This is a genomic window from Micromonospora sp. AMSO12t (assembly GCF_008806585.1).
Taxonomy (GTDB): Bacteria; Actinomycetota; Actinomycetes; order Mycobacteriales; family Micromonosporaceae; genus Micromonospora; species Micromonospora reichwaldensis.
In genome coordinates this window covers 1-11029 of the sequence record NZ_WAAS01000223.1, presented here as the reverse complement: position 1 = coordinate 11029, position 11029 = coordinate 1, and the positions used below count along the sequence as shown (strand labels likewise).

Below are 11029 nucleotides of genomic sequence, written 5' to 3'. Positions count from 1 at the left end.
TATAAGAGGCAGGGGCAGTACGGGGCGCCGCCGCCCGTGCCGCCCGCCCAGGGCAAGCCCGGTGACCCGCCGCCGGAGACCGGCGGTGGCGACCACACGGTGTTCATGCCCCGGCTCCCTGGCTGAGCCGGGCCGGGCCGCGCCGCTCCGATACGCTCAGGCCGTTGAGGACCTGCGGCGCGAGGAGCGAGACCGGTGTCTGATCTGTCCCAGATCGTGAAGGCCTACGACGTCCGTGGGACGGTGCCGGACCAGTGGGACGAGCAGGCCGCCGAGGCCCTCGGCACGGCCTTCGCGCAGGTGCTGGACGGCTTCGGTGAGCGGGACGGGGCGGCGCTCGTCGCGCACGACATGCGTGCCACCGGTCCTGCTCTGGCCGCCGCCTTCGCCGCCGGCGTGCGCGCCGAGGGGCGCGCCGTCATCGAGCTGGGCCTCGCCTCCACCGACATGCTCTACTACGCCTCCGGCGCGCTGGGGCTGCCCGGCGCGATGTTCACCGCCAGCCACAATCCGGCGCAGTACAACGGCATCAAGATGTGCCGCTCCGGGGCGCGCCCGATCGGGCAGGACAGCGGGCTGGCCGAGATCCGCGAGCGGGCGCAGGCGCTGCTGGACAAGGGCGAGCGTCCGACCGGCACGCCGGCCGCGCCGGCCGAGCGCCGCGACCTGCTGGCCGACTACGCGGCGTACCTGCGGCAGCTGGTCGACCTCTCGGGCATCCGTCCGCTGAAGGTGGTCGTGGACGCCGGCAACGGCATGGCCGGCTACACCGTCCCGGCCGTGCTCGGCGACGCCGTCCTGCCGGCCCTGCCGCTGGAGATCGTGCCGCTCTACTTCGAGCTCGACGGCACCTTCCCCAACCACGAGGCCAACCCGCTGGACCCGGCCAACCTGGTCGACCTCCAGCGCGCGGTGATCGAGCACGGCGCCGAGATCGGCCTGGCGTTCGACGGCGACGCCGACCGCTGCTTCGTGGTCGACGAGCGCGGCGAGCCGGTCTCGCCGTCGGCGGTCACGGCCCTGGTGGCGGCCCGCGAGCTGGCCAAGCACCCCGGCTCGACGGTGATCCACGGCCTGATCACCTCCCGGGCGGTGCCGGAGATCATCCGCGAGCACGGCGGCGAGCCGGTCGTCGCCCGGGTCGGGCACTCCTTCATCAAGGCGGAGATGGCCCGGACGAACGCGATCTTCGGCGGCGAGCACTCCGCCCACTACTACTTCCGCGACTTCTGGTTCGCCGACACCGGCATGCTCGCCGCGCTGCACACCCTGGCCGCCCTGGGCGAGCAGTCGCTGCCGCTGTCCGTGCTGGCCAGCGAGTACGAGCGGTACGTGGCCTCGGGTGAGATCAACTCGACGGTGGCCGACCAGGCCGCGAAGGTGGCCGAGGTGCGGGCCGCGTACCCGCAGGCCGACGTCGACGAGATGGACGGACTGACCCTGCGCTTCCCGGACGGCGCGTGGTTCAATCTGCGCGCCTCCAACACCGAGCCGCTGCTGCGGCTCAACGTCGAGGCCCCGACGCGGGAGCGGATGACCGCCCTCCGTGACGAGGTGCTCGACCGCGTTCGCCGATAAGATCGCCTGCGCCGGTCGGCACCGTCGATCGGTGAGACCGCATACGTGGAAGGAGCCGCGCCGTGGCCCTGGACCCGCAGTTGCTGGAAATCCTCGCCTGTCCGGACACGCATCACGCCCCGCTCGACTACGACGCGCAGGCGCAGACGCTGACCTGCACCGAGTGCGGCCGGATCTTCGAGGTCCGCGACGACGTGCCGGTGCTGCTGCTGGACGAGGCGCGCGGCCCCTCGGAGCAGTCGTGATCGACGGTGTGGCCGGGGTCAGCGGCCGACGCGAGCCCGACGAGGCACTGCTCGACGACCCGGCCGCGCTGGCCGAGCACGACCCGGGCGGCATGCTGCGGCACACCGCCTCCGCCGGGGCGCAGGTCCGCGAGACGGCCGCGCTGGCCGCCGAGGCCAACCTCCAGGTGCTCGCCGACGAGGGCCGCCCCCGGGCGGTCGTCATCGCCGGCATCGGCACCGCCGGGCGTACCGGTGACGTGCTGGCCACCGTCGCCGGGCCGCGCTGCCCGGTGCCGGTCATCCCGCACCGCAGCGCCGGTGTGCCCGGCTGGGTGGGCGCCGCCGACGTGGTCATCGCCGTCAGCGCGTCCGGTCGCAGCCCCGAGGCGCTGGGCGCCGCCGAGGCCGCGCACCGGCGGGGCGCCCGGCTGGTCGCCGTCGGCGCGCCCGACTCGCAGTTGCAGTCCGTGGCCGAGCGGGCCCGGGCGCCGTTCATCCCGGTGCCCCGGCGCGCCCCGGCCCGGGCCAGCCTCTGGGCGCTCACCGTGCCGGTCCTGCTCGCCGCCCGTACGCTCGGGCTCGTGAAGGTCAACGAGGCGGATCTGGCGGAGACCGCGGCCCGGCTGGACGCGGACGCCGACCGCTGCCGCCCGACGGCCGAGTCCTTCGTCAACCCCGCGAAGTCGCTGGCTCTGGGCCTCGCCGGCTCGGTGCCGATCGTCTGGGGCTCGTCGCCGCTGGCCACGGTCGCGGCCCGCCGGTTCGGCGACACCCTGTCCGCCAACGCCCGCTACCCCGTGGTCAGCGGGGCGCTCGGCGAGGCGGGGCGCGGTCGGGTCGGCCTGCTCGACGGCGTGTTCGGCGGTCTGGCCGAGGGGGAGCGCGACATCTTCGCCGACCCCGACGCGGAGGCGCCGTCGGGCACCCGGCTGCGGTTGGTGCTGCTGCGCGACGGCGGGCTGAACCCGGAGGACGACGCCGACGAGCCCCTCGACGTCGAGGAGCGCCGCGCGGACGCCGTGCAGACCCTCGCCGAGCGGCGCGGCGTGCGCTGCGACGTGGTGACCGCCGAGGGCGGCTCCGCGCTGGAGCGGCTCGCCTCGCTGGTCGCCGTGCCGGACTTCGCCTCGATCTACCTCGCCCTGGCACACGGACTGGACCCGATGGCCGTGCCGGCCATCACCGAAATGAAGGAGCTGGCAAACCAGTGAGCGATAGCAGGGAACGGGTCGAGCGGCGCGTCGCGCCGATGCCCGGCGGTGCCGCGCGACACGACGGAGCGACGGCGTGAGCGCCAACGGTGGTACGAAGGCGATCGTCGCCGCCCTGCTGGCCAACGCCGGCATCGCCGTCACCAAGTTCGTCGCGTTCCTGCTGACCGGGTCGTCGTCGATGCTGGCCGAGTCGATCCACTCGGTCGCGGACTCCGGCAACCAGGCCCTGCTGCTGCTCGGCGGGCGTCGGGCCAAGCGCGCGGCCACTCCTCAGCACCCTTTCGGCTACGGCCGGGAGCGCTACATCTACGCGTTCATCGTCTCCATCGTGCTGTTCAGCGTCGGTGGCCTGTTCGCCCTCTACGAGGCGTACCACAAGTGGTCGCACGAGGAGGGCATCACCTCGTGGCACTGGGTGCCGGTCGTGGTGCTGGTGGCGGCGATCATCATGGAGACGTTCTCCTTCCGCACCGCGATCGTCGAGTCCAACCTCGTCCGGGGCAACCAGTCGTGGGTGAAGTTCGTCCGGCGCGCCAAGGCCCCCGAGCTGCCGGTGGTGCTGCTGGAGGACCTGGGCGCGCTGGTCGGTCTGGTCTTCGCGCTCTTCGGCGTGGGCATGACGCTGATCACCGGCAACGGCCGGTGGGACGCGGTGGGCACCGCGATGATCGGTGTGCTGCTGGTGATCATCGCGATCATCCTGGCCATCGAGACCAAGAGCCTGCTGCTCGGTGAGGGCGCCGAGGCGCACGACGTCGCCGCGCTGGAGAAGGCGGTCACCGACGGCCCCGAGTTCGAGCGGATCATCCACATGAAGACGCTCTACCTCGGGCCCGAGGAGCTGATGGTGGCCGCCAAGGTCGCCGTGCCGGCTGGCGTCACCGCCGAGGTGCTGGCGCAGAGCATCAACACCGTCGAGGGTCGGATCCGCGCCGCCGTGCCGACCGCCCGGGTGATCTACCTGGAACCGGACATCTACCACGCCACCGCCGAGCGGGCGGTCGCCGGGACCGCGTCGCCCGCCGAGCCGGGTGAGGTCGCCGGGCGGTCCGGGAGCTGACCGGTGGAACTGCTGCACGGACCGATCCGCGACTACGCCTGGGGGTCCCGCTCGGCGATCGCCGAGTTGCAGGGGCGGCCGGCGCCGAGCGACGGCCCGGAGGCCGAACTGTGGCTGGGCGCCCACCCGGGCGGCCCGGCCCTGGTCGACCGCGACGGCGACCGGGTGAGCCTGACCGACCTGCTGCTCGCCGAGCCGCACCACTGGCTCGGCGAGCGGTTGGTCGGCCGGTTCGGCACCCGGCTGCCGTTCCTGCTCAAGGTGCTCGCCGCCGACGCCCCGCTGAGCCTCCAGGCGCACCCGGACGCCGAGCAGGCCCGCGCCGGGCACGCCGCCGACGCCGCCCGCCCCGACGGACAGCGCAACTACGTCGATCCGTACCACAAGCCGGAGCTGCTGGTCGCGCTCTCGCCGATGGAGGCGCTCTGCGGTTTCCGGGACCCGGCGGCCTCGGCGGCGGCGCTGGCCGGCTTCGGCGTACCCGCGCTGGAGCCGGTGCTGGCGGCGCTGCGGACCGGGCCGGCGGGCCTGCGTGACGCCGTACGACTGCTGCTGACCTGGCCCGCCGACGGGCGCGACGCGCTGGTGGCGGCCGTGGCGTCGGCACCGGTCGCGGGGCCGGACGCGGAGCTGGCCCGGGACCTGGCCGCCGCCTACCCGGGCGACCCCGGGGTGCTGGTGGCGATGCTGCTCAACCGGGTGCGGCTGGCCCCCGGCGAGGCGATCTGGATGCCGGCGGGCAACCTGCACGCCTACCTGCGCGGCACCGGCGTGGAGATCATGGCGGCCAGCGACAACGTGCTGCGCGGCGGGCTGACGCCGAAGCGGGTGGACGTCGAGGAGCTGCTGCGGGTGCTGCGCTTCGAGGTGCTGCGCGACCCGGTGGTGCCGCCGCTGGAGGTCGCCCCGGGCGTGGTCACGTGGCCGGTGCCGGTGGAGGACTTCGCGCTGCACCGGGTGACGGTGGGCGCGGGACTGCCGGCGGTGTCGGTCGAGGTGCCCGGGCCCCGGGTGGTGCTCTGCCGCTCCGGCGAGGTCTCGGTCGACGACGGGGCCGGCGCGGTGACGCTGGCGCCCGGGCGGGCGGCCGTCGGCAGCGCCGCCGCCGGGCCGCTGCGCCTGGGCGGCGCGGGGGAGGCGTACGTCGCGAGCTGCGGCCTGCGCTGACCGGCCCAGCGGCGACGCGCAAGTCCGACTTTTCCGGAATAGCTTGACGCGACTCTGGCCGAGTGTAACTCTATGAGTACGCAGCGTTATCGCGACGAAGGTCCGAGAACGCGCGGGGGAACCAAACCGGGGGGATGCACGGGGCGGGCGGCCGATGGACGGGACACCGTTCACGACCGACCGCCCCGTGCGCTGTCCGCTGATGTCTTCGTGCTCACTTCACCCGACCGGTCCTCCCGTCGGCGGCTCGCGCGCGTAAGGTGAATGGTCGCGCAGCACATCGTCCGACAGGAGATTTCATGACCAGCACCCTCCCGGCGTCCGCCAGCGGCACGCCGTCCGAGGCCCGGCCGAGCACTCTCGCCGAGGGCGACTACAAGGTGGCGGATCTGTCGCTCGCCGAGTTCGGGCGTAAGGAGATCCAGCTCGCCGAGCACGAGATGCCCGGCCTGATGGCGATCCGTCGTGAGTTCGCCGACGCCCAGCCGCTCGCCGGTGCCCGGGTCACCGGGTCGCTGCACATGACCATCCAGACCGCCGTCCTCATCGAGACCCTGGTCGCGCTCGGCGCGCAGGTCCGCTGGGCGTCCTGCAACATCTTCTCCACCCAGGACCACGCCGCCGCCGCGATCGTCGTCGGCCCGGAGGGCACCCCCGAGGCCCCGGCCGGTGTCCCGGTCTACGCCTGGAAGGGCGAGAGCCTGGAGGAGTACTGGTGGTGCACCGAGCAGGTGCTCGCCTGGCCCGACGGGCAGGGCCCGAACATGATCCTCGACGACGGCGGCGACGCCACCCTGCTGGTGCACAAGGGCGCCGAGTTCGAGAAGGCCGGCGCGGTGCCGCCGGTCGAGTCCGCCGACTCCGAGGAGTACGCGGTCATCCTCGGCGTGCTGCACCGCTCGCTCGCCGAGGACAACCAGCGGTGGACCCGGATCGCCGCCGGCATCAAGGGCGTGACCGAGGAGACCACCACCGGCGTGCACCGGCTCTACGAGATGCACCGCGCCGGCACCCTGCTCTTCCCCGCCATCAACGTCAACGACTCGGTGACGAAGAGCAAGTTCGACAACAAGTACGGCTGCCGCCACTCGCTCATCGACGGCATCAACCGGGCCACCGACGTGCTGATCGGCGGCAAGATGGCGGTCGTGCTCGGCTACGGCGACGTCGGCAAGGGCTGCGCCGAGTCGCTGCGCGGCCAGGGCGCCCGGGTCGTGGTGACCGAGGTCGACCCGATCTGCGCGCTCCAGGCCGCGATGGACGGCTACCAGGTCGCCACCCTGGACGACGTGGTCGAGCAGGCCGACATCTTCATCACCGCCACCGGCTGCTTCGACGTCATCACCAACGAGCACATGGCCCGGATGAAGCACCAGGCCATCGTCGGCAACATCGGCCACTTCGACAACGAGATCGACATGGCCGGCCTGGCGAAGCGTTCCGACGTCGAGCGGGTCAACATCAAGCCGCAGGTCGACCTCTGGAAGTTCGCCGACGGGCACGCCATCATCGTGCTGTCGGAGGGCCGCCTGCTCAACCTGGGCAACGCCACCGGCCACCCGAGCTTCGTGATGTCGAACTCGTTCGCCAACCAGACGATCGCCCAGATCGAGCTGTTCACCAAGACCGAGGAATACCCGATCGGCGTCTACGTGCTGCCCAAGCACCTCGACGAGAAGGTCGCCCGGCTGCACCTGGAGGCGCTCGGCGCCAAGCTGAGCACCCTCACCAAGGAGCAGGCGTCCTACCTCGGCATCTCCGTGGAGGGCCCGTTCAAGCCGGAGCACTACCGCTACTGACATCCACCGCGCCGACCGGGCCGACCGCTCCCTTCCGAGCGGCCGGCCCGGTCGGCGTTTCGGGGCGGGCGCGCCGCCACGGGTCGAGCCGGCCGGCGTCAGCGCGGGCGGCCGCCTGCCGCCGGGCGGTCAGTCCCGGCGGGGGCGGCGACGGGCGGGGCGGACCCAGCTCCACACGCACCAGACGAGCCACGCCACCGAGACCACGGCGGCCAGCGCGCGCAGCCGCAGCGCGTCGAGCAGCAGCACCACGGCGAGGACGGCCAGCCACGGCCCGAACGCCCTCACGACCGCCACCGACCGAGCACCAGCCGGCGGACCAGCGGCGGAGCGATCCACGACCAGACGCAGAAGAGCATCCACGCCACGGCGAACAGGCCGGCGAGCACGTCCAGACCGGCGACGTTCAGCAGCACGATCACGCCGACCGCGAGCAGCCAGGTGCGGAAGATCCCCAGCCGGTGCAGCGGGCGCAGCGGCAGCAGCAGCGGGTGCGCGTGCACCTGCGCCTCCCATGCCGCCTCGGCGTAGTCGGCATCGGTCGGGTCGTGCGCCACCGCCTGGCCGAACGCGCGGCGCGCGGTGCCCAACCGGCCACGCCGGGCCGAGGTGGCGCCGTGCAGGGCGAGCGCAGCCGGATTGTCCGGCCACGCCCCGAGGAACTCCCTGGCGATCCGGTCGGCCTCCCGGTCGTCCCCCTGGGCGTACGCGAGTTGGACGCGGCACGCGAAGACGGCCGGCTCCTGCGGGCTGATCGCGGCGGCCCGGGCGACCAGGCGTTCCGCCTTGTCGAGCTGCCCCACGGCCGAGCAGAGCTGCGCGTACTGGCACAGCAGCCACGGGTCCTCCGGCTCGATGGCGAGCGCGTCGAGCAGTGCCCGCTCGGCGGCGGGGTACTCGCGGCGGTGGCGCAGCGCGACGCCGAGCCGGCCGAGCAGTTCGGGGTCCGGGCCGGCCTCGGCGAGCCCTCGACGGGCGACGGCGGCCAGGTCGTCCCAGCGGCTCAGCGAGGTCAGCGCGTACGCCCGCAGCCGGAACGCCGCCGGGCTGAGGGCCAGGGCGGCCGGGAGCCGGTCGACCTCGTCGAGGGCCTGCTCCGCGCGGTTCAGCTCGAGCAGGTGCGCCACCCGGGCGAGCTGGGCCTCCGGGGCGGTCATACGGCGGCCACCAGCAGGAACAGCAGGGCCTCGACGACCCCGAACAGGAGCACCGCCCCGAGGCCGGGCAGCCACAGCGACGCCGGCTCGTCGCCACGCAGCTCGTAGGCCCGGAACGGACGTTTCTGCGTGGCGGAGGCGGCGAACCAGACCCCGGCGCCGGCCAGCGCCGCGATCAGCCGGACGGGACGGTCCCCCCAGTCGTCGAGGAAGGCGAGCGTGAGCGCCAACCGGGCCGTCAGCGCGGCCAGCCCGACGCCGAGCACCATCAGGTTCGTCCGACGGGGCAGGCCCAGCCGGTGCCCGTTGACCAGGGCCAGCACGGTGGCGGCCAGCGGACCGGCGAAGACGGCGGGGAAGATCAGCGACTGCGGTCGCCACGGCCGGCGTCGCGTCCCGTACGCCGCCGGCGCGATGGTAGGGGTGAACAGATCGTCGGCCACGATGTTCCCGTCTCGGTAGGGGCGAGCGAGCCGGATCCTGCCACAGCCGGGTGACCGGCGGCGCTCCTGGACGGAGTGGATCCCAGGTCGCGACGTGTGCGGCCCCCGCCCGCCGGTCAGGTGCCGACGTCGGGCACAGGCACGCCACCCGGTGCCGCCGGGGCGACCGCCGGCCGTACCCCCGGAACGGGCTGCACCGGCACGGCGGCCGGCGCCCCGACGGGCACCGCCGGACGGACCGTGCCGGGCGGCACGGCGCCCGCGGGCCCGACGGCGCCTTCAGACGTGGCCACGCCTGCGGGCCCGGCGGTGAAGTCGGGTCCGGCGGCACTCGCAGACCCGACGGCACCCGCGGGCCCGGCTGCACCCGCAGGCCCGGCGGTGAGGTCGGGTCCGGCGGCGCCTTCAGACGTGGCGACGGCTGCGGGCCCGGCGGCGGACGTGGTCGCGCGGGGTGGCGCGGGCGGGTGGAGTGTCAGCTCCGGCCAGAGCGTCGCGGCGGCCGACCGGTCGAGCCCCAGCCGGTACCTCGCCCGCCGGTGCCGCTCGCCGAGGACCGCGGCCAGGTAGACCGACTCGGGCATGCCCGGAGGCGGGGGCGGCGTGACCACCGCCGAGACCTCGGTCCACAACCCGTGCCCCAAGCGCCCCCGCGCCGGCTCCGCCAGCTGGTGCACCCGGGCCAGGTACTGGCGGGCGGCCAACGCCAGGCCGTCGTCGAGCCGGCTCAGGTCCACCACGCCCGCCCAACTGGCCAGCGCGGGTACCGCCGTGGGGACGGGCCGCCAGGCGGTCGCCGTGCGGGTGTGCACGACCAGCGTGCCCGCCACCAGGTCGCCCAGCCGACGCCCGCGCCGGTCGGTCACCATCACCGTCACCCCGGCCACCCAGCTCACCAGCGGCAGCACCAGGCCGGGCCACTCCACGGCCACGCCGACCAGCGCCCGGATCAGCGACTGCCGCGCCGCGACCGGAGCGCCGTCGGCGCTGACCACGCGCAGCCCGACCGCCATCTTGCCCAGCGTGCGGCCGTGGTTGAACCGCTCGCACAGCACCGGGTAGCCGACCAGCACCAGGATCAGGCCCACCGTGGCGATCCCACCGGCCAGGGCGCCGTCGACCAGCCCCTCCGGCAGGTTGAGCATCGCGATGCCGACGCTCATGGACAGCACCAGCATGAGTGCCGCCTGCGCCAGAACGTCGAGCAGCAGCGCGAGCACCCGGGAACCGATCCGGGCGGCCCGGACGTCCAGCTCCACGGCCTCCCCGCTGACCAGCCCGGCGTCACCCCACGGGGCGGGTCGGGCCGGCGGTCGAGGTTGTGCTCTCACCCCGACAGTGAACACTATGATCGCCGGACGGGGGTGACGGTGGATCTCGACGCGTACGTCGCGGAACACGGCGGGCAGTGGCGACGGCTGGAGGAACTCTCCAAGCGCGGCCGGCTCGACGCCGCCGAGGTCGACGAGCTGGTCGCCCTCTACCAGCGGGCGACCACCCAGCTGTCGGTGCTGCGCAGCCGCTCACCCGACCCGGCGCTGGTCAGCCAGCTCTCCCAGGTGGTGCTGCGCGCCCGGGCCCGGCTCACCGGGCGCCCGCGCCCGTCGTGGGCGGCGGTCGGGCGGTTCTTCGTGGCCGGCTTCCCCGCCGCGGTCTACCGCGCCTGGCCCTGGTGGTGCGGGGTGGCGACCGGGTTCAGCCTGCTCAGCTTCTTCCTCATCTGGTTCGTCGCGGGCAACCCGCAGACGGCGGCGGCCTTCATCGGCGAGGCGGCGGCCGCCGACCTGGTCGAGTCCGGCTTCGCCGGCTACTACACCGAGTTCTCCGCGCCGACGTTCGCCTTCCACCTGTGGACGCACAACGCCTGGCTCGCCGCCCAGTGCCTCGCCGCCGGGGTCCTGATCGTCCCGGTGCTCTACCTGCTCTGGCAGAACGCGCTCAACATCGGCGTGGTCGGCGGGGTGATGGTCGCCTACGGCCGCGCGGACGTCTTCTTCGGCCTGATCACCCCGCACGGGCTGCTGGAACTCACCGGCGTCTTCGTGGCCGCCGGGGTGGGCCTGCGCATCGGGTGGGCGTGGATCGCGCCGCCCACGCAGCTCACCCGGGGGCAGTCGGTGGCCCGGGCGGGACGCGAGGGCGTGCTGGTCGCCGTCGGGCTGGTGGGGCTCTTCGCGGTCTCCGCCGTCATCGAGGCGTTCGTGACCCCCGCGCCCGTGCCCATTCCGCTCCGCGTGGCCGTGGGCGCCGCCGTCTGGCTCGCCTTCCTGGCGTACGTGGTGCTCCTCGGTCGCCGCGCCACCCACTCAGATCCCGTTGATCATGAAGTTGTTGCCGTGACACGCCGGGCGGACGGGCAATAACTTCATGATCAACGGGGGCCT

Annotated in this window: 11 protein-coding genes; 7 read left to right on the top strand and 4 right to left on the bottom strand. The window is 74.0% G+C overall.

The genetic code is table 11. The annotated features are described in order from the left end of the window. Positions 1 to 195: 195 nt before the first annotated feature. The 6 genes from F6X68_RS25095 to ahcY all read left to right on the top strand — a co-directional run bounded on the left by F6X68_RS25095 (position 196) and on the right by ahcY (position 7045). The gene (locus tag F6X68_RS25095) at positions 196 to 1578 is read left to right on the top strand and encodes a phosphomannomutase/phosphoglucomutase (protein ID WP_151456587.1); all 1383 of its coding nucleotides are present in this window, start codon (positions 196 to 198) and stop codon (positions 1576 to 1578) included. Between the two features lie 62 nt (positions 1579 to 1640). Beyond that, positions 1641 to 1823, top strand: coding sequence for a Trm112 family protein (locus F6X68_RS25090; RefSeq protein ID WP_121396478.1), 183 nt, complete (start codon positions 1641 to 1643; stop codon positions 1821 to 1823). After that, positions 1820 to 3016: an SIS domain-containing protein gene (locus F6X68_RS25085; RefSeq protein WP_151456586.1), complete on the top strand. Its 1197-nt coding sequence runs from the start codon at positions 1820 to 1822 to the stop codon at positions 3014 to 3016. Before F6X68_RS25090 ends, F6X68_RS25085 begins: the two co-directional genes overlap by 4 nt. Positions 3017 to 3092: 76 nt before the next feature. Next, a complete protein-coding gene (locus tag F6X68_RS25080; protein ID WP_151456585.1) occupies positions 3093 to 4079 on the top strand; it encodes a cation diffusion facilitator family transporter in 987 nt (328 codons plus the stop codon). A gap of 3 nt (positions 4080 to 4082) precedes the next feature. Further along, positions 4083 to 5246, top strand: a complete 1164-nt coding sequence (gene manA, locus F6X68_RS25075; protein WP_151456584.1) for a mannose-6-phosphate isomerase, class I — start codon at positions 4083 to 4085, stop codon at positions 5244 to 5246. A gap of 299 nt (positions 5247 to 5545) precedes the next feature. Next, on the top strand, positions 5546 to 7045 hold the full coding sequence (gene ahcY / locus F6X68_RS25070; protein WP_151456583.1) for an adenosylhomocysteinase: 1500 nt from the start codon (positions 5546 to 5548) through the stop codon (positions 7043 to 7045). 129 nt (positions 7046 to 7174) lie between these two features. On the opposite strand, the gene F6X68_RS33665 is transcribed toward ahcY, so the two are convergent. The 4 genes from F6X68_RS33665 to F6X68_RS25055 all read right to left on the bottom strand — a co-directional run bounded on the left by F6X68_RS33665 (position 7175) and on the right by F6X68_RS25055 (position 9976). After that, the gene (locus F6X68_RS33665) at positions 7175 to 7333 is read right to left on the bottom strand and encodes a hypothetical protein (RefSeq protein WP_192581536.1); all 159 of its coding nucleotides are present in this window, start codon (positions 7331 to 7333) and stop codon (positions 7175 to 7177) included. After that, on the bottom strand, positions 7330 to 8202 hold the full coding sequence (locus tag F6X68_RS25065; RefSeq protein WP_151456582.1) for a tetratricopeptide repeat protein: 873 nt from the start codon (positions 8200 to 8202) through the stop codon (positions 7330 to 7332). Before F6X68_RS25065 ends, F6X68_RS33665 begins: the two co-directional genes overlap by 4 nt. Next, positions 8199 to 8645 carry a hypothetical protein gene (locus F6X68_RS25060; protein WP_151456581.1) on the bottom strand — a complete coding sequence of 149 codons (447 nt, stop codon included), beginning with the start codon at positions 8643 to 8645 and terminating at the stop codon, positions 8199 to 8201. Before F6X68_RS25060 ends, F6X68_RS25065 begins: the two co-directional genes overlap by 4 nt. Positions 8646 to 8761: 116 nt before the next feature. Continuing rightward, on the bottom strand, positions 8762 to 9976 hold the full coding sequence (locus F6X68_RS25055) for an RDD family protein (protein ID WP_225852410.1): 1215 nt from the start codon (positions 9974 to 9976) through the stop codon (positions 8762 to 8764). Between the two features lie 33 nt (positions 9977 to 10009). On the opposite strand from F6X68_RS25055, the gene F6X68_RS25050 reads away from it, so the two are divergent. After that, the gene (locus F6X68_RS25050) at positions 10010 to 11008 is read left to right on the top strand and encodes a stage II sporulation protein M (protein ID WP_225852409.1); all 999 of its coding nucleotides are present in this window, start codon (positions 10010 to 10012) and stop codon (positions 11006 to 11008) included. Positions 11009 to 11029: the final 21 nt, after the last annotated feature.